This is a genomic window from Shewanella pneumatophori (genome assembly GCF_023283895.1).
GTDB lineage: Bacteria > Pseudomonadota > Gammaproteobacteria > Enterobacterales > Shewanellaceae > Shewanella > Shewanella pneumatophori.
On record NZ_JAKILB010000006.1, the window covers coordinates 65926 to 91480 of the forward strand.

21 protein-coding genes are annotated in these 25555 nt (G+C 41.5%); 11 read left to right on the top strand and 10 right to left on the bottom strand.

What is annotated here, in order from left to right; translation table 11 throughout:
* Positions 1 to 7: 7 nt before the first annotated feature.
* On the bottom strand, positions 8 to 409 hold the full coding sequence (cueR, locus tag L2740_RS10905) for a Cu(I)-responsive transcriptional regulator (protein ID WP_248950214.1): 402 nt from the start codon (positions 407 to 409) through the stop codon (positions 8 to 10).
* A 181-nt stretch (positions 410 to 590) separates the two neighbouring features.
* Between cueR and L2740_RS10910 the strand changes: the two genes are divergently transcribed.
* The 7 genes from L2740_RS10910 to L2740_RS10940 all read left to right on the top strand — a co-directional run bounded on the left by L2740_RS10910 (position 591) and on the right by L2740_RS10940 (position 11626).
* Positions 591 to 2882, top strand: coding sequence for a heavy metal translocating P-type ATPase (locus L2740_RS10910; protein ID WP_248950215.1), 2292 nt, complete (start codon positions 591 to 593; stop codon positions 2880 to 2882).
* A gap of 292 nt (positions 2883 to 3174) precedes the next feature.
* Positions 3175 to 4767, top strand: a complete 1593-nt coding sequence (locus L2740_RS10915) for an ABC-F family ATPase (protein ID WP_248469463.1) — start codon at positions 3175 to 3177, stop codon at positions 4765 to 4767.
* Positions 4768 to 5858: 1091 nt separating this feature from the next.
* Entirely contained in the window at positions 5859 to 6023 is a 165-nt protein-coding gene (locus L2740_RS10920; RefSeq protein ID WP_248950217.1) for a hypothetical protein, read from the top strand.
* A gap of 165 nt (positions 6024 to 6188) precedes the next feature.
* Positions 6189 to 7709, top strand: a complete 1521-nt coding sequence (locus L2740_RS10925; protein ID WP_248950218.1) for a serine hydrolase domain-containing protein — start codon at positions 6189 to 6191, stop codon at positions 7707 to 7709.
* Between the two features lie 988 nt (positions 7710 to 8697).
* Positions 8698 to 9183 (top strand): VOC family protein, encoded by a 486-nt coding sequence (locus tag L2740_RS10930; protein WP_248950220.1) that lies wholly within the window; start codon positions 8698 to 8700, stop codon positions 9181 to 9183.
* A gap of 276 nt (positions 9184 to 9459) precedes the next feature.
* Positions 9460 to 9891 carry a hypothetical protein gene (locus L2740_RS10935; protein WP_248950222.1) on the top strand — a complete coding sequence of 144 codons (432 nt, stop codon included), beginning with the start codon at positions 9460 to 9462 and terminating at the stop codon, positions 9889 to 9891.
* Between the two features lie 526 nt (positions 9892 to 10417).
* Positions 10418 to 11626: a NupC/NupG family nucleoside CNT transporter gene (locus L2740_RS10940; RefSeq protein WP_248950223.1), complete on the top strand. Its 1209-nt coding sequence runs from the start codon at positions 10418 to 10420 to the stop codon at positions 11624 to 11626.
* 198 nt (positions 11627 to 11824) lie between these two features.
* On the opposite strand, the gene L2740_RS10945 is transcribed toward L2740_RS10940, so the two are convergent.
* The 8 genes from L2740_RS10945 to L2740_RS10980 all read right to left on the bottom strand — a co-directional run bounded on the left by L2740_RS10945 (position 11825) and on the right by L2740_RS10980 (position 18573).
* Complete coding sequence (locus L2740_RS10945; RefSeq protein WP_248950224.1) at positions 11825 to 12262, bottom strand: DUF2059 domain-containing protein; 438 nt, start codon at positions 12260 to 12262, stop codon at positions 11825 to 11827.
* A 150-nt stretch (positions 12263 to 12412) separates the two neighbouring features.
* Positions 12413 to 12685, bottom strand: coding sequence for a Rho-binding antiterminator (locus tag L2740_RS10950; RefSeq protein WP_248950226.1), 273 nt, complete (start codon positions 12683 to 12685; stop codon positions 12413 to 12415).
* Positions 12686 to 12847: 162 nt separating this feature from the next.
* Positions 12848 to 13981, bottom strand: coding sequence for a hypothetical protein (locus L2740_RS10955; RefSeq protein WP_248950227.1), 1134 nt, complete (start codon positions 13979 to 13981; stop codon positions 12848 to 12850).
* 532 nt (positions 13982 to 14513) lie between these two features.
* Entirely contained in the window at positions 14514 to 15872 is a 1359-nt protein-coding gene (locus L2740_RS10960; protein WP_248950229.1) for a leucyl aminopeptidase family protein, read from the bottom strand.
* 158 nt (positions 15873 to 16030) lie between these two features.
* Positions 16031 to 16441 carry a hypothetical protein gene (locus L2740_RS10965; RefSeq protein ID WP_248950230.1) on the bottom strand — a complete coding sequence of 137 codons (411 nt, stop codon included), beginning with the start codon at positions 16439 to 16441 and terminating at the stop codon, positions 16031 to 16033.
* A gap of 110 nt (positions 16442 to 16551) precedes the next feature.
* The gene (locus L2740_RS10970; RefSeq protein WP_248950233.1) at positions 16552 to 17322 is read right to left on the bottom strand and encodes a ribonuclease H family protein; all 771 of its coding nucleotides are present in this window, start codon (positions 17320 to 17322) and stop codon (positions 16552 to 16554) included.
* A 71-nt stretch (positions 17323 to 17393) separates the two neighbouring features.
* On the bottom strand, positions 17394 to 17960 hold the full coding sequence (locus L2740_RS10975) for a DUF1415 domain-containing protein (protein ID WP_248950235.1): 567 nt from the start codon (positions 17958 to 17960) through the stop codon (positions 17394 to 17396).
* Positions 17961 to 17979: 19 nt separating this feature from the next.
* On the bottom strand, positions 17980 to 18573 hold the full coding sequence (locus L2740_RS10980) for a LysE family translocator (protein ID WP_248950236.1): 594 nt from the start codon (positions 18571 to 18573) through the stop codon (positions 17980 to 17982).
* An 843-nt stretch (positions 18574 to 19416) separates the two neighbouring features.
* On the opposite strand from L2740_RS10980, the gene L2740_RS10985 reads away from it, so the two are divergent.
* The 3 genes from L2740_RS10985 (at position 19417) to L2740_RS10995 (ending at position 23589) form a co-directional block, all read left to right on the top strand.
* On the top strand, positions 19417 to 22329 hold the full coding sequence (locus tag L2740_RS10985; RefSeq protein ID WP_248950238.1) for a M9 family metallopeptidase: 2913 nt from the start codon (positions 19417 to 19419) through the stop codon (positions 22327 to 22329).
* Positions 22330 to 22545: 216 nt separating this feature from the next.
* Positions 22546 to 23118 (top strand): DUF4136 domain-containing protein, encoded by a 573-nt coding sequence (locus L2740_RS10990; RefSeq protein ID WP_248950239.1) that lies wholly within the window; start codon positions 22546 to 22548, stop codon positions 23116 to 23118.
* 63 nt (positions 23119 to 23181) lie between these two features.
* Positions 23182 to 23589, top strand: coding sequence for a hypothetical protein (locus L2740_RS10995; protein ID WP_248950240.1), 408 nt, complete (start codon positions 23182 to 23184; stop codon positions 23587 to 23589).
* A gap of 75 nt (positions 23590 to 23664) precedes the next feature.
* On the opposite strand, the gene L2740_RS11000 is transcribed toward L2740_RS10995, so the two are convergent.
* Complete coding sequence (locus L2740_RS11000) at positions 23665 to 24483, bottom strand: DUF2797 domain-containing protein (protein WP_248950241.1); 819 nt, start codon at positions 24481 to 24483, stop codon at positions 23665 to 23667.
* A gap of 255 nt (positions 24484 to 24738) precedes the next feature.
* Between L2740_RS11000 and L2740_RS11005 the strand changes: the two genes are divergently transcribed.
* Entirely contained in the window at positions 24739 to 25386 is a 648-nt protein-coding gene (locus tag L2740_RS11005; RefSeq protein WP_248950242.1) for a class I SAM-dependent methyltransferase, read from the top strand.
* Positions 25387 to 25555: the final 169 nt, after the last annotated feature.

Below are 25555 nucleotides of genomic sequence, written 5' to 3' on the forward strand. Positions count from 1 at the left end.
CTTGGGATCAGCACTTTTTACATGCGTGTTTGCTAAGGCCAGTTAAAATCGCGCAATCAGGTTGATTGCCGCCTTGGCAGCCGTGGATTAACGTCGCTAATTGTGCTTTTAGCTCTGTTAACTGGCTAATGCGAGTTTCAATATCCTGTAAATGATGCTCTGCCAAGGCTTTTACATCCGCGGCATTACGAGCGGTATTATTTTGCAGCTCAAGTAGCGCCTTACTATCATCTAAAGTAAATCCTAAGGCGCGGCAATGTTGAATAAACTCTAATGATTCAACCGACTTTTGATTGTATTCACGATAACCATTATCACCACGTTGGCCGACCACTAAACCAATATCATGGTAGTAACGAATACTCTTAACTGACAGCCCTGTTAGTTTAGCCACTTCGCCAATCTTCATCACACTTTCCTCAAACAATTCTAATTACAGTTTGACTCTCCCCTTATGGGAGACATTAGCATAAATCTATCTTATACCAGGTTAAAGCCTTTTATATCTCAACTCGGATGCTTGCTACCTCAAACAACATCAGTTGTAAGCTTCTAGCTGGATATAAAACCCATCATTTAAGGAAAATCTAATGGCTAATTGCAATCTGTATGTACCTAAAATGGGCTGCGCCAGTTGCGTGGCAAAGATTGAGAAAGCATTTGGTCAATCTGCTAAATCGGTATCGGCCACAGTCAATCTTGCCGACAAGTTAGTGTTGGTGTCGGGTAATATTGCTAGCGACACCGCACTTGAGATCATTAAAAGCGTCGGCTTTGATGCTGAATTAGTGATTGACGCTAAAGTCGCTGCTGAGCAAAAAGCAGCGGATGAAGCTAAAGAATATCGGCTGCGAATGATACAAGCGGCGGTTGGTTTGGGCCTTGGCGTGCCTTTAATGCTTTGGGGCTTGCTTGGCGGTGAGATGATGGTCAATAACCAAGCGCAGCAATGGGCGTGGGGCGCTGTTGGTGTGCTGACTCTGCTAGTTATGCTGCTAACGGGCCGCCATTTTTACCAAGGTATGTGGCGCGCAATTAAAGCGAAAAGCGCCAACATGGATACCTTAATTGCCCTCGGCACAAGTGCCGCATGGATATACTCTATGATGGTGGTTGTGGCGCCAAACTGGTTCCCAGCGGATACCCGCCATGTGTATTTTGAAGCCAGCGTAATGATTTTGGGGTTAATTAACTTAGGCCATGGATTAGAGCTGCGCGCCCGCGGTAAAACCAGCGAAGCGGTACAAGCGTTACTCGGCCTGCAAGCAAGCACTGCGATTCGTATTACCGATAATGGTGATGAGCAAGTCTCAATTGAGCAGCTGCAGCTTGGCGACAGATTACGCTTACGTCCGGGGGATAAAGTTGCGCTCGATGGTGAAGTTGAAAGCGGTCAGAGCTTGATTAATGAATCGATGTTAACTGGAGAGCCTATCCCTGTTGCTAAAACGCAAGGTGATAAAGTCAATGCGGGTACAGTTAATGCAAATGGTAGCTTGATTTATAAGGTAACAGCCAAAGCAACCGACACTAAGTTAGCCAAAATCATTGAGTTGGTGCAGCAGGCACAGATTTCAAAAATGCCGATAGGGCGCTTAACCGATAAAATCTCTGCTTACTTTGTACCGGTTGTGGTGATGATTGCGATTATTAGCTCGTTAGTCTGGTATAGCTTTGGTCCACAACCTGCACTATCACACGCATTAGTCGTGCTAACCAGTGTGCTTATTATTGCTTGCCCTTGTGCACTGGGTTTAGCAACGCCGATGTCGATTATGGTGTCGGTTGGCCGCGCAGCGCAGTTAGGCGTGTTAGTGCGTAATGGCGAGGCGCTGCAAACTGCCAGCAAAGTCACTACTGTAGTGCTTGATAAAACCGGCACAGTGACCCAAGGTGCACCAGAGCTGACCGATATTATGATGTTAGGTGACTGGATGTTAGGCGATCAGATGTTAGATGATTCGCTTTTAAACGAGTCTGTATCAGTGAATAAGAACCAATCGGATCAGCATGCGTTGTTGAGAAATGTCGCCTCGTTGGAGCAACACTCAGAGCATCCGCTAGCAAGCGCAATTATCAGTAAAGCCAAAGCAGATGGCCTAGTATTGGTTGAGCCGGAGCACTTTACTAATTACCAAGGCAAGGGCATTAGCGGCCAAGTTAATGATCAGCAATACAGCGTAGGTAATGTCAGCTTAATGCAGCAATTGCAAATCACAGCAGCGGAAAATTGTGAGCTGCTAAGTAAGGAGTTTGCAGGCCAAGCCAAAACGCCAATATTTGTCGCAGTCGATAAGCAGTTGGTAGCAATAATGGCGATTGCAGATCCTATTAAAACCGATGCGCTAGAGGCGATTAGCGCCATGAAGGCCAAGGGTTTAAAAGTGGTGATGCTCACTGGTGATAACCAAATTACCGCTAATGCTGTGGCGCAAAAAGTGGGCATCGAGACAGTTATTGCCAATGTATTACCAGAACAAAAGCAAGCTAAAGTGCTTGAGTTACAACAAGCTGGTGAAGTGGTGGCTATGGTGGGCGATGGTATTAATGATGCGCCAGCGCTAGTGAGTGCTGATGTCGGCTTTGCTATGGGCTCAGGAACAGATATAGCCATTGAAAGCGCCGACTTTACCTTGTTATCAAGTCGGCTGATGGTGATAAATGACAGCCTAGCACTAGCAAAAGCCAGCATGAGTAACATCAAGCAAAACCTATTTGGTGCGTTTATCTACAATAGTTTAGGGATCCCGGTAGCGGCAGGCTTATTGTTCCCATTTACAGGGATGCTTTTAAGCCCAGTTGTTGCGGGCGCAGCGATGGCGTTATCGTCACTTACCGTGGTGAGTAACGCGAATAGACTTCGCAGAATTAAACTGAATTAGCTAGTAGATCTAGGCCTAAGCAAGCGATAACTGCTAGCTGAGTATGCTAATAGTGATTTAAGCCGTTAGCATGCTCAGGATAATTCACTAAAATGTCATTTAAGTCCCCCATTGGCAGTTGATAAATTAGGCTAAAATGCTATAGTATCGCGCTTAATTTTACGGGCTTGATGCTAAGCAGCGTCAACCTTCGACCAGTAGGTCGGTGTCGAGTCAATCTTGCTACCGAGTTACTGGTTTTTGTTTTATCTATGATGACGTTAATCATATAACCAAAAGCGGAATTGTCACTTTGATTACTACAGCTAATATCACCATGCAGTTTGGCGCTAAGCCACTGTTTGAAAACATCTCAATTAAGTTTGGCGGCGGAAACAGATACGGTCTGATCGGTGCCAACGGTTGTGGTAAATCAACCTTCATGAAAATCCTTGCTGGTGATTTAGAGCCTACTGCCGGTAACGTTTCATTAGACGTAAACGAGCGTTTAGGTAAGTTGAGCCAGAACCAATTTGGTTACGAAGAATACAGTGTTGTAGATACTGTAATTATGGGCCACGCTGAGCTTTGGAAAGTAAAGCAAGAACGTGACCGTATCTACTCATTACCAGAAATGTCTGAAGAAGACGGTATTAAGGTTGCTGATCTTGAAATGGAATTCGCTGAGATGGACGGTTATACCGCTGAATCTCGCGCTGGCGAATTACTAATGGGCGTAGGTATCGGTGTTGAGCAGCACTTTGGCCTAATGAGTGAAATCGCACCTGGCTTTAAGCTGCGTGTTCTTTTGGCTCAGGCATTGTTCTCAGATCCAGACGTACTGTTGCTTGACGAACCAACCAACAACTTGGACATCGACACCATTCGTTGGTTACAAGAGATGCTGAACCAACGTAACAGCACCATGATTATCATCTCGCACGATAGATATTTCTTGAACTCTGTTTGTACTCACATGGCTGACTTGGATTACGGTGAACTACGAGTATTCCCAGGTAACTACGATGAGTACATGATGGCAGCACAGCAAGCGCGTGAGCGTTTAATGTCTGACAACGCTAAGAAGAAAGCACAAATTGCTGAGCTTCAAGGCTTCGTTGCACGTTTCTCTGCTAACGCTTCTAAAGCTAAGCAAGCAACGTCACGTGCTAAGCTAATCGACAAGATCAAGCTTGATGAAGTTAAAGCATCTAGCCGTGTTAACCCATTCATCCGTTTCGAACAAGAAAAGAAATTGTTCCGTAACGCGTTAGTGGTAGAAGATTTAGCAAAAGGTTTTGATCACAACCTATTTAAAGATCTGAACATCATTGCTGAAGTTGGTGAGCGTATTGCAATTTTGGGTGATAACGGTGTGGGTAAAACGACACTGCTACGTACCCTAGTACACGATATCCCACAAGACAGCGGTACTATTCAATGGTCTGAAAACTCTGCGATTGGTTACTACGCGCAGGATCACGAGTCAGACTTTGCTAACGACATGACATTGTTTGAGTGGATGAGCCAGTGGCGCAAACCAGAAGACGACGATCAATCAGTTCGCGGTTACTTAGGCCGTATGCTGTTTGGTTCTGACGACATTAAGAAGTCAGTAAAAGTACTATCTGGTGGTGAAAAGGGTCGTATGTTGTTTGGTAAGCTCATTATGCAAAAGCCAAACATCCTCTTACTTGATGAACCAACTAACCACATGGATATGGAATCAATCGAGTCATTAAACAACGCACTTGAAATGTACGAAGGTACATTATTGTTCGTCAGTCATGACCGTGCATTCGTATCATCATTAGCGAACCGTATCCTTGAAATCACACCAAACGGCGTGAATGATTTCAAAGGCACTTACGATGAGTTCCTAGCGAGCAAAGGTATCGAAGGTTAATTAACCTTTTGTAAGTAAACTTATATATTAAAAGCCCGAGCAATCGGGCTTTTTTGTGTCTGGAAGTTGGTTAGTCTTGGAATGATGGCTGGTTACATTTTGTGGAGGGGTTACTAAGCAGAATGCATGAACTTGTAGCTTCATGGCTATCAATTGCCTCCAGCGGGGTATGTGCAGACACTACTGAAACACGTTTCAGATTAGACTTCGTCTATCAACTAAAATTGTGGCTATGCCACCTATCAGGCTGCACCTGACCAAAGTCGTGGAATTCCATCCCACACCCGGGCAAGGAGGACTGCTCGTCCTAATCAAGAACATCCTTGTTCAAAAGCCTGCTTGCCGTTCATGGCTCTCGCTCAGAGAGTCCATCGTTATGGACTTCGCCCTTGCATCTACCATGGCGCCCCAAACGAAGTTGTTTCCCTCGTACTTATTCAAAATAGCCTAACGCTTCCGATGGGGAGTGGTGTTTCCCGCAATTTTTTTAGCATTGCCATATTTTAAACCTTCAAATGAAGGCTGGTTACATTATCTTTGTATCCTTACTATTGGACTAGCCCGTTTGAACTTGTTACTAAGTAGCTATAGAACATTAGCATTGGGCGCATGTGCAGGCACTTCCGTGACACGCTGAAAGTTCATCCTTGGAGGTTAGGCCATGACGAATAGCGTCCCAGCTAAAGCGCCAGCTCGGCATGCAGCCTTTCGTTCGATAGTTTGATTATTTCGTTATCTCTTACCAAAACATGGGCGGTCACGGCCGCATCAGCACTTGATAATTGGTGTTGGAGATTTTGCCATCACTTGAGAGTAAACAAGCAAGGTATTGAATTTGTAATTATTCAAGGTTAGCCTGTTTAAGTACATAAAATGAGCTTTTTTTAGAAAAATACACTACTGATGATGGCGTTTATCTTCATTCCCGATGCCTGAAGGTTTAGCTTTAGCGCTAATACGTGTTTTGAATCCTATACTAAATGAGTATCTAAGTTTCCTTAGGAGATCTGATGGTATCCAAATCGAAAATGTCATCATCAATGATTCTGAACCCCTTTTGTATAACTTTAAACAAGACTTGGAAAAGCGCTGTGGGTAGCAATGGAAATATGGATGCGTTTGTATTTAATAATGATAGTTGTAAGTATCAAGTTGTAAACTTCTTCGATTGCAGTGATGTTATTGAGGAGTTCGAGACTTTAGAGAGCTTGTTTGAGTTTATTTTACGTGAGCAGGGAGTTGAAATATCAGCCTAACAAAAGCTTCAAACCGACAAACAACGCGTGGCACTTTTGGTTTGCATTGAATTCAGTGTTTAAGGTGCAGTGCAGTGGGTTGCTTTGTGCGTTGTCTGCGGTTTAAATTGGCTTTCAAATTTAGATGCTCGCTTATCAATTTGAATCAATAAAAGGATTTAGTGAATGAAGATTGTTTTACCTATAATCGCTAGTTTTCTATTTGCAGGGACTTCAATTGCAGGTAATGACTTTTCAGCGATAGATAAGTACGTAAATGCTGTAAAAAAAGAAGTAGGCTTACCGTCAGGAACTGCAGTAGCGATTGTAAAAGAGGGGAAGATTGTTTACGAAGGGTATTTCGGTTACTCCAATATAAATTCAAAGAAAAAAGTAAATGATAAAACAGCCTTTTATCTTGCATCAATTACTAAACCCATTTTTGCTTTATCAATGCTATTAATGGAGGAAAATGGCGATATTAAAGATAATACTTCCATGGCTGAGATGTTTCCTGCTTTAGAGTTTCCTTATATTCATGAGGATAAGATTCAAGTTAAACATCTCGTTTCTCATACCCATGCTCTTGCCAATATCCCCTTAGTAGACACGCTTGCATTTACGGGGCAACATAATAAATTACAGCGCCAAAAGTTAACCTCTGCATCTAAAAATAATCCTGCTAATCAGTTAGGACACTACCAATATGGCAATGAAGGTTACAACATATTAAGTGTATGGGTTGAAGATAAATTCAAGCAAGATTGGCAGCAAACGCTTGAACAATTGGTTTATCAACCTTTATCAATGAATCATACGTCATCATACGTTAGCGATGCTGGGATTAAAGGTTTTGACGTTGCACGCCCTTATCATTTATATGCTGCTAACCCAAACGAAGTTATGCACTTTGAAAAGAGCGATTCTACTTTGCAGGCTGCCGGTGGCACTTTCTCATCCGCAAGGGATATGGCAAAGTTTTTGATTGCCCAATTGAACGAAGGACAGGTTGACGGAAAACAAGTATTTCCTGCTAAAGTTATTGAAAAGTCTCATCATAAGTTAGCTACTAATGACTTAAAATATAGGGATTTTGTTCGTAAGGGATATGCTTGGGGGTGGTACATTGGACCATATAAAGGTGAGAAAACATACCATCACTTTGGAGGGATTGCTGGTTCGCATACGCATGCTTCTTTTATGTTAGAGCATAATATTGGACTGGTAGTACTTAACAATGAAGAAACCGTAGCAGGGTCTTTGACAGCAGGTATTGCTGATATTGTTTATAGCATTTTATTAGGTAAGGGAGATGTAAATAAAATTACAGACTCTCGAATTAAAGCGATGAAAGAGCGCTGGCTAGAAATACAAGCAGATATTAAAGAAACCAATGAAACACATGAAAAAAGAAACGCATCAAGAACAATGGTTTTAACACGAGAAAAATCAGAATACGCTGGGGTGTTTCATAATCCATTGTGGGGGAATCTAGAAGTAGAGTTACTAGAGAATAATGATCTCAAATTTAGTTTAGGTGAATTAAATGCAGTTGCAACGGCAGCAAAGCGAAAAGACGAATTGAGAATCCAATTTCCAATTGGTAGTGGAAGAATAGCAGCTTATAAAATTGTTGAGGATAAGGTAGTTTCAATCGATATCTATGGAATTAATCCTTTGGCTGTAGAAACATTTACACGCTTATAGTGTTGAAAAGAGCCAACTAACAAATATGGATAGGCCACGCGCAGCCGCGTCCTTATCCCGATCGAAAGATAAAGTGGTCGGAGGCAATTAGTAAATTGAGATGCTTTTTTCTATTCTAAGCCACTTGAAATAGACCTGATACATTAGTATTTTTTGTCCAAAAATGAGTTTTAGTCATCCGAGAGAACTAATTGGGAGAGATGATGATTCAGATGTCGCTGCGGCTGTGGGCTTCGGTTTCATGGATGAAACCGTAGAGCGGCCATGGATGGCTTTATAGCGTCCCACAGAAGTAGTTGCATTTGAGCGACTAACTACTCAAGTTGTTTTCTTAATTAAAGATAGGACAGCCATAACTTCCAATGTTAAAAGTTGTGCTGTTCTAACTTGGTGTAGATACGGTTGAGACCGTTGAAAACATGGTGAGAGATAACGAAGTTATTAAGCTCTCGAACGAGAGACAGGGTGTCGAATTGGCTTCTAAATAGGGATGTTGTTTGTTTTCGTTGATCTCACATGGCCAATTCTGTTCCATACAGAATTTGGCATTTCCTTCATCCTTGAGGTCCGATGTGCTTGCAGCGAGTCTTAGAAGTGTCTGCACATGTGCTGGCCGCAGGCTATTGGAACCACTTTTGCCAGATGCCACTCTTAGCCAAAATATATCGAGTCTTTGGGGGCTTTGTTAGCAAACGAAGTTTGATTTCAATGTGAGGGCTAGTCGAGTTGCAAGCCCCAACTTACTTATGTCCAATAACGAATTAGCGCTTTAGTTATTACTGAAACTAATAAATCTGTACTTACTATTTTGTTTGGAGATGAACAAGAGATTAAACGGATCCCTTGAAGTCACTATACTTACCTATTTTTGATAAATTATTTTAATTATTATCATTAAAATTGATAATTTTTAGTTCTTGTTGGCAGTACCTATAATCTCTCCATCGAAATGAATAACCCGTTACAAAGTTAACAGTGGAGCAAGATTATGAAGATGAGTCATGTAGGTATTATGGTTGGCGATATGGACAAAGCAGTTGAGTTTTACACTAAAGCTCTGGGCTTAAAGCTGGTTATGGAGAATACCAAAGTTGTTGAAGAGCGTGAGACTGCGATTGGTAGAATGTGTATCGCGGTATTCGGTGAAGGCTTCAAAGGCTTTAATATTGCCCACCTAGTGACAACTGACGGCATTGGTGTTGAATTGTTTGAAATGGTTGATCGTCAAGAGCGTCACGAAGTGGACTTCTCTCGCATTGGTATATTCCATTTTTCGCTGCAAACTAATGACTTTGCGGGGGCAATTAAGCGTACTGAAGAGTTTGGCGGTAAGGTTAGAATGGATATCATGCGCTATCACCCTGAAGATGATAGTAAGCAAGCGAAAATGGTGTATCTAGAAGATCCATTTGGCAATTTATTTGAGCTCTATTCACATACTTACGAAGAAACTTATGCTTCAGATTACGAATAGTTAATTTCTAAGCCGTTAAATGGCTGGTAGTTAAATGAAAAGTAGTTAAATAATAGAGGACTAGCAACTGCTAGTCCTTTTTTGTTATCTACGTCCATCTTAGGTAAACATTAGCTAAGTGTTTAAGCACGAAATAAGTAAGTGTTACTTCTGCTAACAGATAGCTATCTTTACTCATCATGTTTTAGATCAAATTTTTAAAATAAATCAGCTTACTTAAAGTCATTTAATTGTTTAGAGTTTGAGCTTGTCACTCTTATTACATGCTGAAAGTACATGAAAAAATTATTGCTCGTTCCAATTATTGTCCTTGTTACTGCTTGTAGTGCATCAACACATTTACAAACTGTACAACCGGACGTTTCAATTACCATCAACAAATATCAAGAGTTTGTCATTGAGCCGAGTGTGGAGCACACATACTCTACTACCAGTTTTGGCCAGTATCGCTTTAAAGCTGAATCTGAGGGGTATGAGCCTATGTATGGCCTAATGCCGCTCAAATTTAATGGTGGTTATTTAGCGGCTGACATTTTATTTTTTGCTCCGGCGATGTTTTTTAATCTTCGTGAAGTATTCCCTTTCTACGAATTAGATTTAGAAAACAAGGAAATTCGTTATAAGAAAAATGAGTCTGACGAATGGACTGTTTACAAACCAAGCCAAGCTGAAATTGACCGAGCGGTACAATACTTTGGCGATAGTTAATCATTAATGACATTGCTATCCACAACTTACTATCCGTAACAGAAATAGGCTTAGTAGTTACGGTTTACTGCTGGGCCTAGTTGACAAGCTAACCACATTGACTAACAAGACAACGCTTTAACTATTATCTGTTATGTTATTAATTTACGTGATCAAGATCTCGCTAGCGTGATTTGTAGAACGCTTTAGCAGCACATAGTGTAACTAAATTAGATTAATCTCTTTTAATGTTATCTGGCATTTGTATAATCCCGTTCCGGCTAGAGTATCTTGCTCATCGCCACATTAATGCAAGCCGATACATGGACAAGTGACCAACCCACGGAGCTGGACCGGCAAAACTTATGTAAGTTTTAGATACTTTTATTTGTATCAATGGCCGGAAATTCAAATCGTTCGACTACTATCATCTTTAATCGTAAGGAGAAGTAGCCTCACGTCAAATGTCGCTTTTCGAAGTACCTCTGCGCCAAGACCCAAATAAAGTACTAGCAACTTACCTTTTTAGCTCTATTAGGGATAAATGATGTCGTTGTTTATTAGCTTTCTAGGAATTGGTTTTTTAATTCTGTGCGGATGGTTTTTTTCGGAAAATCGAAATGCCATTAACTGGCGCACTGTTGCGGGAGCATTTGCTCTACAAGCCGCATTAGCAGCATTAGTTTTATATGTGCCTATGGGGCAAAATATTCTAGGTGCTGTGAGCCAAGGGGTTGCCTCAGTATTAAGCTTTGCTGATGAGGGAATTAAGTTCCTATTTGGCGATCTAGCTACCAATAGTTTTGTATTTGCTATTCGAGTACTTCCCCTTGTTATCTTCATTAGTGCGCTCATTTCGATGCTCTATTACTTCGGTATTATGCAGTGGGTGATTAAAATTATCGGTGGTGGTTTACAAAAGGTACTTGGGATCAGCCGTGCAGAATCTTTAGTGACTACGGGTAATATCTTTTTAAGCCAAGGTGAATCGCCGCTACTCGTAAAGCCTTTTTTACCAAAAATGACTCGTTCAGAGCTATTTGCGGTAATGACAGGTGGCATGGCATCGGTTGCTGGTAGCGTACTGGGTGGCTATGCCGGCTTAGGGGTAGAGTTAAAGTACCTGATTGCTGCAAGCTTTATGGCAGCGCCTGGTAGCTTGATGATGGCTAAGCTGCTAGTGCCGGAGACCTGTAACATTACACATCAGCAAGAAGTTGATATGAGTAAAAGTGAACACGGTAATGTGATTGATGCGCTTGCTTCTGGTGCAATGAATGGTATGCGAGTAGCGGTGGCTATCGGTACTATGTTACTTGCGTTTATCAGCGTGATAGCCATGTTTAATGCAGGCCTTGAACTTGCTGGCAGCTGGTTTAACTATGAAGGCGTGACAATGCAAAGCCTGCTTGGTTATCTGTTTGCGCCAGTGGCATTTTTGATTGGTGTACCTGTAAGTGAGATGATGCTTGCTGGTAGCTTTATTGGCCAAAAGATAGTGCTAAACGAATTTGTTGCTTTTATGGATTTTGCTAATGTTAAAGAGCAATTGTCGACCCATTCTCAAGTCATTATTACGTTTGCTTTATGTGGTTTTGCTAATATTGGTTCTATTGCTATTCAGCTAGGCAGTATTGGAGTGATGGCACCTGAGCGTCGTCCTGAAGTGGCAAATCTTGGTCTTAAAGCTGTACTTGCCGCAACGCTCGCCAATTTAATGAGTGCGGTATTAGCTGGTATTTTTATTAGCTTATAACTCGCTAAGGCGTAGTTGGAAAATCGAAAAGAGCAGCCTAGCTGCTCTTTTTGTTAAGTTGGATACTATTTGATGGCAAGTTGAGGGCTATTTGCCAGTTCAGGACTCTTCGAGAAGGAGAGACTTTGTAAGTTGAAGAGTCTTTGTAAGCTGAGGGCTCTTTGCAACTTAATAAACAATCTTGTGGAACCAAGAAGGCTAATGCTGATGAGATTGTTGTTGATACTTTTTAATCACATCTTCAGCAACGGTTTGGCCCCATTGCTGGCCTGCCATCATCGACTCTTGCATGATCTGAGGTTGAACTTTGATAAGTTTTTTCCCTGCAGGAGTGTCATAGAATGCATTTAATGCAAGCACTTCTTCCTCAGTGAGATACTTTTGATAGATAGGCACTGTCAGTTCAACTAGAGCTTCTGAGTCAAACTCTGCCATATAATCACTCCAAAATGATTCAGGAGCATTAGGAACCATGTTTTTTAAGGCGGGTAACATTTGATTCATGGCTTGAACACCCAGTTCGCCTGCACCAGTTTTATTCATAAGTAACTTTACACTTTCCGCAGAGGCTTGTTCGGCAAAGGTCGATGAAGAAAAAGTTAATACGGCGAAAAGAGGTAGTAATGCAAGTTTCATTGCTGCGTCCTGCTGGTTATTAGTTAGAAGGCTAAACTCAGTTTTGCCAGCTGCAATCATTTTTGTGTTTTTAGTAAATGCTGACTTCATTGATAACTGGGTTTACTCAAGTCACTCTACTATGAAACTACAGTGAGGAATAGCCAAGGCTTAAGCAAATTCAATATCTCGTATATGTGGGTTATCAATACAAACATGCATATGGGAAATATTATCTAGCTCAACTAAGTGGCGAGCTTGTTCTAGAGAACCTTGCTGAGGGGGAGTTTCTGAAATCAGTTTTATACAGTGCTGCTTCAATGTATTTCGGCATGTATCAACCGCGATGCCGCTAATTATTTCACCGCTTTTTAAAGTGAGTTTAATAGGAAAGCGGTATAAGCATACCAACTCTATATAGTCATACTGATTGCAGGTCATCATATTTACAACTTTAACGTTCGATATTGGTTTTAGATTATAGTGTTGTCCAATAGATAGCAAAAAGGCCTGTCATAGACAGGCCTTCATTTGAGATATTCTACTTAATCAGTTAGCTAACTTATATTTAAACTCACTAGCAATTAAGTTGGAATACCATCAGTATTAGAAGTAGTAACTAACGCTGATGTTAAATAGCGAGTGGAAGTCATCATCTTGGTTTTCGATACCTAAGCCTGATTGACCACCAATCCATACTGCGTTTTTACCATAAATGTGGTCAACGAAGATGAAGAAGTCAGAAACTGCAATGCTCATACCTGTAGTGTTAATGACAGAGTCATTAAGGTTTGCGTTAACATCAGTATCTGGAGTTAGGTGGCTGTAATCGTTGTAAACTGTCACAGTACCCCAGTCATAACCGATAGATTTCGCGATGTTTGCAGCAAAAATTTGACCTTTTGCAGCAACCTCATAAGCGCCTTCACCCATCTTCATTGCATATAGGCCGTCCTTGCCTTTGCTATCAAACTGGTCATAGTCGTAATCAACCATTTGCAGTTGTAATTGGTAGCCGCTGTACTGTGCATCTAAATGTACTGCATAAGCGGTAGATGTGCCGTTGTCATCATGAAGTGAGTCATAAATTTGACCGTATTCTAGAGATGCACCAAGCTGTACTGTTAACTTATCAAAGTCTAAAACGTAAGATTGACGAATGTTGAAAGTGTTAGTTTCTTCGTTGTTGTATTTTGTGCCATTTACTTCACCAGAGAATGTATCTGCAGCATAGCTACGAGTATCTTCTGCAGAGTATTCGCTGTTTTTAAAGAATGCGATTTCAGATGTCCAAGCGCCAGAGTTATAAATGGCTTTAGCACCTAGATCGTAGTCATCTTCAAAGCCCATGTAGTAGTTGATACTTTCCCACCAGTTGTGAGAAATAAAGCTCTTGTTACCAAAAGGCTTACCAACGATACCACCTTGGAATTGCCAATCTTCAACACCATTGTATGCAGCATAAGCGTATTTAACGAAATGGTTGCTTGAAGAGTTTTTGAAAATGTACTTCGCGCTAGCAGTCCAGTTTTCACTAATTTGACTATCGATATCTAATTCTAATGCATCAAATGCAAATTCGCCGCCATTTGACTTAGAAGCTTCATTAGCATCATCAACATAGTATTTAACTTTTAATGCACCACCAAGTTCTACAGAAGGCTCAAACTCATCAGCCATTACAAAAGTTGGGGCGGCAAGTAGTGCACCAATTAGAATCGATAACTTTAACTTTTTCACTTTTTATTCTCGCTAAATGAAATCCGACATTGGATTTAGGGCAGGAATAGTATCTATATTTTTTTCGGATGTTGTGACTGAATGCGCAATCACAGCAGCGATAAAGTAGCGTTTGATTAATATTGTGAACTAGGTGATATTTTTGAAGTTAGCTTTTATTATCAATTGGTATCTTTATTAAGCTTTTATTAAAAATAAAAGCGATATTATTTTTAATAAGTGTTGCTTTTAGGTCCCACTATTCAATAAGTCGATAGCCAGTCATTGACCTTAAGCACTGACCTTAAGCACTGACCTTAAGCATTGGCGATTAACCACTTCCTTGGCAAAAAGTAAGAATTGTATTGAGTACAGATTCTGTGCTTGTCGAGGTTTACTGTGGGAAAAAGTTATCGAAGTCTTTATTAAATTAACAGTGTTTTTTTGATGTTTTTAGATGATATTTATCAATATCGTTAACAAGTTTACAGACTGCAAATATAAAAACGACCTACATAAAGTAGGCCGTAAAAGTGCGCGCTATAGCTAATAACTACTTAAAACGATTTTGCAGGTAATCAAACACCGCGCGAATACCAAATGCTTCACCGCCTACAGGGCGACCTGGAAGTTTGCGCACGTTGTATGCCATCACATCAAAGTGGCTCCAGCTAATACCTTTATCGACAAACTCTTCTAAATAAAGTGCTGCAGTAATTGCGCCGCCAAACGGCGTTTTAGCGCAGTTGGCTAGATCTGCAATGTCACTACCTGTTAAGTCAAGGTAGGGTCTGTGTAGTGGCATACGCCAAACTGGGTCGTCCACTTTTAAACCAGATGCAGTAAAGCCAGCAGCAACTTCTTCATCGTTGCTGAAAAAGCCCGGCAGTTCAGTACCGAGTGCAATACGCATGGCGCCAGTTAGGGTTGCAAAATCAATCACAAGTTCTGGTTTATCGTTATTGGCTTCTGCTAATGCATCACACAAGACTAAGCGGCCTTCAGCATCGGTATTGTCAATCTCAACCGTAATACCTTTACGTGTGGTAATAACATCACCCGGTCTAAAGGCGTTGGCTGATACGGCATTTTCAACAGCAGGTACCAGTACGCGTAACCTTACAGGTAAGTTATGCGCCATGATCAGTTGAGCAAGGCCGATAACATGTGCTGCGCCACCCATATCTTTTTTCATTAAGCGCATACCTGAACCTGGTTTTAAATCTAATCCACCAGAATCAAAACAAACACCTTTACCCACTAAAGTCAGTTTAGGTGCAGATTCATCGCCCCAAGTTAGATCAATCAATCGCGGTAAGTTTTCACTGGCGCGGCCAACCATATGAATAGTTGGATAGTTTTGTTCGAGTAGGTCATCACCAATAATTTGGGTGATATTTGCGCCAAACTCTGCAGCCATTTCTGTCATGGTGTCACCTAGGTGCTGCGGCATCATGTCAGCTGCAGGCGTGTTGACTAAGTCACGCACTAGCGACACTGAACGGATAAATTTGTTAGCTTCATCAGCCTGTGCTTGAGTTGGCACAATCAGTACTGGCAATTCTTTAGTATTTTCTTTGTAACGGTCAAACTTATATGCGCCCAAACCCCAGCTAAAAGCGGCGGTATTGATTTGTTGCTCTGGTGCGCGCAACTCATATTGGCCTGCTGGCAGTTGGTTGACTAGATCGCCACACAACCAGTATGAATCATCGCTGTTGCTAACAAAAATAACTTGCTCTAATTCGCCGTCAGCATTTGGGATTAAGCTTGCGCCGCTACCACTAAACTTAGTGTTATTTAGCCAGTTATTAACTCGTGGAGCTTGTTGCTCGCGCCATTTTGCATATGCGTCGTTATTAAAAATGAATAATGGGATGCCTGAAGCACCAGAAATAATAAGGTTGCTCATGTAGGGACTCGTATTTGTTATCAATAATGAGAATTGCTTGGCTGATAGAGTATCAGGCCTTGGATTTGGGAGTAAAGCTAGCAGACGTTTATTTTGTTAAGAGGTTAGGGGATGTAATGGGGCAAGTTAGGATGAATAGATTGCGGTCTAAAAACAATTTAGTCGGCGTTAGACTCAAGATTAGCTTTGCTTGCTACGCGCATCATATTGGCTTTGCGTTCTGACATATTGTTAAACGAGCTAGGCAATACATCTACGCCAACCATTTGCCCAAGTTTAACTACTAAAGGGATCGTGATAGGCGCAAAAGGAAGAACCGCAAACATGCCTAAACCTAGGCCTTTTAAAAGGTCAGCAAACTGCTTGTTAGCCTGAGATAACTCATCTTTTGATGCTTGCTTACGGGTGTAGCGTTTGTAAGTGACTAACATGTCTTTAGTCTCTTGCTTTTCTTGAGCAAGCGCATCTTTTAACACCAACATATCGCGCTTTAGGCGCAGCCAAAATCGACGTCTGCCAATACGGATAACGCGGATAGGGGCTTTATGTAGGTAGATGTAGATTTTCATGGCGGCGATTGTGCCACAGTCGACACATTAAACCTAACCTCAAGCGAGTATAAAAAGGTAAAAAAGTGTCAACTGCTTTGTATATCAGCACTTTGCGAGGAACGGGGACATTAGCCCGCGCGTAAACTCAATATCTCGCTTAATACTATTGGCTCAGGATAGCGGCAAAACGCCGGATCTTTTTGATCTATGGCGTAAATTGACATGCGGTCAGCTAATTCGTTGCCTTCAATCCCTACGTGCGCGGCAACGTGCTGAATGTTGAGCTTATTTTTAATTGAGTCATATAACTCATGCGACTGCTGAATGATATCCAAGTTTTTAATATCGCCAGCAACTTTGCGTTTCCAACCTTTGGTTTTCCAGCCATAAGCCCAGTTTGTGATGCAGTTGATTGAGTACTGCGAGTCACTCAAGATCTGCACGCTTAGCCCTTGTTTTAGCGATTTATCTGCAATTAACAGTGCTTGATGCAGTGCATTTAGCTCGGCAGAGTTATTAGTACCGTTAGCGTTATACAGGCCGTAGTAGAGTTCGGTTAATTTAGCGTTTAGATAAACTGCTACACCAGAGCCTGCTTTACCTGGGTTTGGTTCGCAGCCGCCATCGGTAAAAATTGAAACTTCGCAGCGAGTTAAATCGATATCTAAACTGGCTTTAGGCGCTGTTTTAGTCTTGGTTGCAGAGGCAGGCTTTTTAGCTGCGCCATAGTTCGAGCTATAGCTTGGCGCGTTAGCAAAAGCGGCTTTAGCTTCTGCTTCAGTCGGGAATGACTTGTATTTTGCTTGTGGAAATTTATCCACTTGTTTCTTGGTGTAATCCCAGCTGGTAAAAATACCGGTTTCACGCCCGGCCCACACAACATAATACTTTTTAGCCATAAGGCGTAGATCCTAAATTTGGTTAAATAATGGCGTTTTCGCCATTGATATAAAAAGGCGGTAAATTTAAATTACTGAGCTTTTTTGCAGTTAGCTAATAAGTCCACGAAAAACTGAGTGCCTTTACGTTCAGCAAAAGCGATGTTGCGTTCAGGGATGGTTTCTGGCTCATCGTAAGTTGATAGCGCTAGCTCCATACTCGCTTCACGAATAATATGCAGAGTTGGGTAAGGAGCGCGATTGGTATAGTTAGCAGCTGAATCTTGTGGCTCGTCTTCAAAACAATAGTCAGGGTGAAAACTGGCTAACTGATATTCGCCTTCATAACCTTGTTCAATAAGCAGGTCATTAGCGATATCAACCAAATCTAAATACAGATAAAAGCCTTCAAACCCGCGTGGGATGATAAACAGAGTGGTTTCAATATCAGTGTGTTTATCTAAATAGGCACACTCTTCGATAAGGGCTTGCAGTACATTTTGCATGCGAGACTCATCAATCACTGCGTAGCGAATACTGGCACGCTCAACTTCGCGTCTCGCAAATGGGCAAATGTTATACTTCATAATCACTTGCTTAACCCAGTTTTCGGTTTCTGTTGCGTATGGTTGTAATTCGGGTGAGATTACCTGAGTCATGGGAATAGCCTTTGAAGAGTTATGGCCGGATCATAGGCACGATCGACAGTACAAGCAAGAGCGCCATAGTGACATTAAATATCTTTTGTTGTCTTTGGTTCTTTAGTAATCGCTTTAATGCAACGCCAAAGCCTAACCAAACAAATGCGCTCGGCAGTGCGACAAAAAAGAACACCAAAGTAATGGTTAATACTTGTGGTGTGAGAGCTTGGTTCATGGTGGTAAACGTCGCAATTGCACCAATTCCCATAATCCAAGCCTTGGGGTTAACCCACTGGAATGCCGCAGCTTGAATAAAGCTAAGTGGATTTGCAGTGTCTTTACCGTTCATTTTGGCACTGCTGCTAGCAATGAGCCAAGCCAAATACAATAAGTAGGTAATACCAACATATTTAATAATGCTATGTAAAATCGGGTAGGCTTGAAATACAGCGCTTAAGCCTAGGCCAATGGCAAGCACCATGGTCGGAAATCCAATACAAATTCCTAATAAGTGCGGCAGGCTGCGTTTTACCCCAAAGTTCACTCCAGATGACATGAGCATTATATTATTAGGCCCGGGAGTAATGCCTGAAGAAAAGGCGAACAGTGCGATAGTTAAAATCAGTTCCATAAAGTGTAACTCAAAAGCTGGGGAAAAAGATGTCGAACGTTTGCCGCCTCTGGCGAATATGCATTCTAACCTGTTAGCTATTAGAGGTTAATAGCGTTTTTTTGCCTAGTTTCCAGCTTTCGGAGTAATAATAAATTCCTTTTTGTTATATGCACTATCGAATAAATTATAGTTGCATATTTAGTCACTTTTTCACGTGGTTTTGCTGGTTATCTGCTTGATGATGACTAACGGAGAAAATTTTTGACGTATTGGTTTTGCTTGTTTGCTGAGGCTATTTTGTCAAAGCGAAAGGCGTGAATTTGAAGTCGCAGAGTAAAGCATAAATTCCGTTGATGGCCTGACAAGCTCATTTGGCTAAATTTCTATACAGTTAGCATCTAGCAAATTTACGCATAGACCTTGCAGTAACGCCTTATCCGCTTGAATTAGTTTTTATACTCCACCTGATTAACTGCACGCAGATTATGGTTGCTTATTAATGCAGAATTTCTCTATCTAATAGCACTACTTAATAAGTAAATTTATCTAGTTATAAATCCTAATATCACCTGACTCCAATTTGATTTTTCGCTATAAGGCGATAGTACTTGCCATTTTTTTGACTGGTGAATCTTCATTCACTTACTACAACAAGCTTACATAAGGATGACAGCAAAGTCGGTTTTTAATACTTGATTGTGGATATTGTATAAATTATAAACTTAATAGTCTTTTTAACAAAAGATTAACAATTATAAAAATATTACAGTCAAAACACGGTAAGCAATGCTGAAAACAGCATTTATCACTTTTAAGCATTAGGTGATTTAGCCATGTAGCCGTGGATAATTGGAGTTACACATGTCAATCAAATCATCGAATGTATGGCTTAACAAAAGTCAGTTTAAAATGCATGCCATAGCACTCGCTTGCTCGGCAATTTTGCTGCCTAACTCAGCATTGGCTCATAGCACTGAAACTGCGAAAGTGGCTGAGGCTGCTAAACCTGCTCACGGCGTAGCTAACAAGAAAAAGCGTTTTGAAAAAGGCGCTAATATCCCCGGTCAGCAAAAAGGTGTTGATAATAAACGTCAACAAGCACCCAAGAGTAAGCCTGCAAAAAAGATTGAAGGCCCTATGGGGACTGTTGGACCTGCTGCAGAGGCTGAAGCCAATGTATGCAGCAGTGAGCTTGCGGATTTAACGGGTCAGGCGTTATTTGATTTTGTTAGACAAGCTGATATCTCATGTATTTCTGAGCTTTACTCAAGAAATGACGCCGCGTCAGTAGCTGCTTATCAGGTGGAAAATGTCGTTTCTGTTGCTAATCAAGCCAAGAACATTGCTGCTAGTTACGACAGCCGAAATGGCACAGAGATGCGCAATTTGTTTTACTTTCTTCGCGGCGCATTTTATATCGAGTTCTATAACGATGATTTGACTTATAGCGATACTCAAGCGGCAGATGCTGTGTATTCAGTTTTACTTGAATATGCCAAAAGTCCTTATCTATTTGACCTTAGTCAAAATGCAGGTGACACCCTATCAGAGTTCTTTACTTCGTGGTCCAGTGCCGATCGTATATTAGAGAGCGTGCCAGTTATTACCGATTACTTACAGCGATTTAATGCCGATTTTTTAGCAAGTAATCGTCATCGCGCAGCATTAACGAGTGCACTTACTACGCTTTACTACGGTAGCTGGGCTGAAGACTACAATAAGAAAGCGCTAGACCATGGTGACTTGATTGACGCGCTGCTTAATATCGCGACTAGCGATTACATTATTAACTCGGCTTACCAATATGAATCGACCGATGCTTTTCATGAGTTTGGCCGTTTTTATGAATATCAGCAGTACTGGAACTTGCCTGAAAGTTTTAAAACTCGCCTAAACGATGGCGTGCAATTATATATGAGCAAATTCGAGCGCATGTCAGCCGAGTGGGCCGATGGTGCAGGCTATCTAGATTATTATAATCCAGGCGACTGTGAGCAATTTGGTATATGTGGCTGGGAAGCCGAGCTTGAACAAACGGCGCTACCTATTAATTACAACTGTAGCGACACCATTTATATTCGTGCGCAGCAGCTAACGGATAATGAGTTACAAGATTCGTGCGATCTTATGGGCGCGGAAGAAACGCTGTTCCACAATGTATTGGCAACGGGTTATCAACCTGTGGCTGATGACTTAAACGAGAGTTTAGAAGTTAACATTTTTGATAGCTATGATGATTATGCTCAATATGCTGGGGTAATTTTTGGTATTAGCACCGATAACGGCGGTATGTATTTAGAGGGCACACCATCACAAGAGGGCAACCAAGCAAGGTTTATTGCTCATGAAGCAACATGGACTGAGGATATTTTAGTTTGGAACCTCAAGCATGAATATGTGCATTATCTTGATGGACGTTTCAATTTATATGGTGCGTTTAACTATTTTGATATCGATACCGGTAAGTCTGTTTGGTGGTCAGAAGGTCTAGCGGAATATATTTCTAAGCAAAACCGTAATGACGGCGCAATTGAATTAGGCCGCTCGCAGGCTTATAGCTTAAGTGAAATTCTGTCTAATACTTATAACAGTGGTTCAGAGCGAGTTTATAGCTGGGGCTATTTAGCAGTACGTTTCTTGTTTGAAAATCATCGAGCCGATGTAGATGCTTTATTGGTTCTTGCTCGTGGCGGTGATGCTGCTGGCTGGTTAGCTTATATCGACAATACGATTGGCCAGAACTACAACAGCGAGTGGAATACTTGGTTGGCGTCAGTGACCAGTAATGATGACACGATAGATACCGGTATTGTTGTACCAGTGGACTCAGATGGTGATGGTGTTGCTGATAACCAAGATGCCTTCCCCAATGATCCTACCGAAACACAAGACTCTGATGGTGATGGAGTCGGCGATAATGCTGATGCATTCCCTAACGATGCTACAGAGACGACAGACACAGACGGCGATGGCTATGGTGATAACTCCGATGTTTTCCCGAACGACCCGACTGAGTGGGCGGATTCTGATGGAGATGGCATAGGTGATAATGCTGATACTGACGGCCCAGTTATTCCTGTTGAGCATTGCGGTGCAGCAACGATTACAGACGGTAATCTGACTAAAGATCAGCTAGAGTGTGTTGCTGGCACTAATATCAACTATTTCTACACCTATATTGACGAAGACAATACACCACTTTATATCAATACCGCGGGTGGTAATGGTGATGTAGATGTGTATTTCAATCAAAGTATTTGGGCTAAACCATCTGCTTATACTGCTAAATCTGCTACAGCAGGCAATAACGAACAACTTAGTGTTATCGCCAACCGTGGCTGGGTATATGTCAGCTTAGTTGCGAGTGCAGAGTATGACGGAGTCAGCCTTAGCGTAAGCCTAACTGATGGCGGTGATAGTGGGACGCAACCTGTTGCAGTGGCTGACGCCTGTGAAACCCAATCGCCATATAGCTATGGTGGCGTTGAGTTTGGTGAAGCAATTTGTATTGCTGATGGTCACTCAAGCTATTACTTCTATGTACCAGCGGGTACTGCAGAGGTGAATGTAGCAAGTGGTCACGGTAGTGGCGATGTTAACCTATACGGCAATAGTCAAACTTGGGCTGGACCTGATTCGTTTGAAGTTAAATCAGAAAACCAAGGTAACGTTGAAAGTTTAACGATAAATGCCCCAAGCGAAGGTTGGTATTATATCAGCGCTGATGGTGCACCATCGAGCACAGGTGCAAGCCTAGTGGTTGATATCAAGTAGCTTAGTAGCAAATATAGAAACTAGATAAAACCGGTGCTTAGGCGCCGGTTTTTTTTATGGATTTTTTAAGGTCGACAATAGCCACATTTATTCTAATCGCACTTGAGGTGGTCGACAGTTAGCTCGAGTCAGGTTAGGTTAATGTGTAAGGTGATAACCTTATATGGATTGGTATTAATTCAGATGATAAAAGCAATAAGAGGGATTTTTAGACTTATGATAAACAAAACATTCTGGGTAGCCATGGTGAGTTTAATTCTGCTAACAGCTTGTAGCTCAACTGGCAGTGATCAGCAAGAAATGGCAGCTACTCGCACAACGATGGTAATTAGCGGTGATTTAAGTTCGCTTAATAGCGGCTCAACCGCTTTTGCATGGCATCCAACTATGTTTGCCGTTCATGCAAATGATGAAGTTGATGAGGCTGTGGTGATCCAGCATATGCAATCGGCGCTAACTCAGGTGATGCAAAATAAAGGCTATCACTTAGCAAGTTTGAATGAAAAGCCGAGTATTTTAGTGGGCTATGGTTTAGCGCTAGAATCTGAAATGAGCGATAAAGAGATCTTGAAAAAAGCGGGGCTGGTGGCGGGCTTATCTACAGAAGGCGTTGACGATAAGTATGAAAAAGGTTCTGTTTTAGTTGCCTTATTTAATCCAACGAGCCCAATGCCAGTATGGCGCGTTTTAGCGCAAGGCTTTACTGAGTTAGACAAGACACCAGAGCAGCGAGAACAGCGCTTTGAGCAGTTATTATCAAGTATGTTAAAACCAGTTCCGGTGCGTTAACTCTGTTCATCAGTGCTATATTTTCTTTAGGGATCGCGATATCAAATCACTAAGGAAACACTGATGAAATGGATTAACCTTTCAGTATTGCTATTAGCACTCAGTATTAATCAAGTTGCCGCCGATGATTGGCTACAAATTGCAGAGAAAACCGTTAACTATAAAACCGAAACCGATAAAGTTAATCTGAAAAAGGCACAACAGCAGATAAGCCATATTAAGCTTAAATGTATTCAAGGTACGGTAAACTTAGATCAAGTGGTTTTTAATATGGCCGATGGTAGCAATAAAAAGGTCAATAATCTTGGTGTGTTAACTAAAGGTCTTTCAAGCCGTAGTATGAGCGTCCCAAGTGGAGACTTAAAATCTATCGAGCTGACTTACGATAGCGTAGGTAGCCAAACTCTGGGAGTGGTTGGTGCCACCAAAAAAGCCAAATTACAGATAATGGCTAAAGCAGCACAAAAATAAAATCGACTCGTTAAATTGGTAGCTTTGGGGCAATCTCAATTAAACGAGCCGATAAGGTCTTTCTACGTTAGCTAATTATAGGCTGACGCTTATCTCGTAAGAACCAAACTTTCGCATATTGATCACGCCAGTATCAAAAATAAGGTACTGGCCTTTTATGCCTTGTAAAATGCCTGAGACTTCAGGGTTTTTATCAAAGTTGTGAGAGCTTATTTTACTAGGAAAAGCATCTACCGGATAATTAATCGGTTGGATCTCTTCATCAAGCTCAGTGACAGCAAACTCACCGTGTTCTGCGGTGATCTCTTTTAGCCTTGCTGCAATTTGTGGAATTAGCGTTGTGGCTTGTGCTTTTAGGTCAAGATCATCAGCATTACCTTTTAGCATAGTGCGCCAATTCGTTTTATCTGCAATCAATTCTGCAAGTGCGGTTTCGACCAAACCTGAAAGCAAACGAGTCTCTACTTTAAAGATCGGTAGCCCTTGTGTAGCGCCTTGATCTATCCAGCGGGTAGGTAGTTGAGTGTGGCGAGTAATGCCAACCTTTACGCCAGAGGTATTAGACAGGTAGACATAATGTGGTACAAAGCAGTTTGCCTCACCCCATGATGGCTCACGGCACGTACCTGCAGCAAAGTGGCAAGTTTCCGGCTTCATTATGCACATATCGCAGCTTGCTAGCTTTTGCATACATACATAACAATGGCCTTGAGAGTAACTTTTCTTGGTTTTTTTACCACAGTTACAGCACAGGATTTTGCCTGTATGAGTAAGGGTAAGCTGACTACCAATAAGTGGATTTAAGTCTAGTAACTCATCGCCTACAGGCAGCTGATATTGCACCACATTATTCTCATCTAAGTGGCTGCGCATTTTTTTTAACGTTCCAAGCATGACATTTCTATTTTTATCAGTATTTGCCTTAGTCTAACAGATTGTCAAACCACATTTGGAATGGTTTTTCCGATTGCCTATATTGGAACAAATTTAAATCCAAAAGATTAAAGTATCAGCCTAGGGAGTTGATATTTGTATGTTCGGTTTAGAAGTGGCTGGACGGCTTATCCTTATTTTTTACAAGGTAGAATGCTGCAGCTTGATCAGTTACTGTGCTTTGAAAGCAATAACTTAACTATCAAGGAAGATAAAATGGAAGCTAAACAAGTTGCCGCGCAGCTACGTTGTCCTAATGGCGAACAAGCAGCTGATGTTGCAAAGCAGATGAATAAAGCCAATTTAGGCCTTAATCAACAGTGTATTGCGCTTTTGCAATTACAAGCGGGCGATAAGGTACTCGAGATTGGCCCGGGTAATGCTGCGTTCGCTGAAGATGTTGTTAATACCGCCGAAAATATTCGCTATTTCGGTCTTGATTGGTCACGAGAAATGGTTGATGAAGCGCTACGTATTAATCAGCATCTAATTGAGTCTGGTAAGGCGCAATTTCAGCAAGGTAACTCTGCTAAGCAAATTTATCAAAATAGCCAGTTTGATAAAGTGCTTACCGTACATACGCTCTATTTTTGGGAAAACCCAATTCAGCATTTAGCCGAGATCAAAAGAGTGATGCAACCAACAGGGCTTTTTGGTATTGCCTTTGGTCATCGTGACTTTATGCAAGACTTGCCTTTTACAGCCTATGGCTTTGAGCTTTATGACGCACAAAGTGTCAGTCATTTGCTTGAACAAGTGGGCTTTACGATTATAGAACAGCAGCAATACATTGAGCGTGGCGTGAGTAATTCGGGCGATATGGTTGATAAGCGGGTCGAGATTTTGATTTGTAAACTAAGCTGATGATGGTAAGCGGTTATGTAAAATATGAGATTGGTTTATTCGCATCAGTTACAGGCATCATTTTGGCGAATCAAAGCTTAAGCGAGTAGTGTCAAATTTGGTAGTGTTGTATTTCTAGTTTTGTCGAATTATAATTCCATCGATGCCGCTAACCTCGGTTTAACTTAAG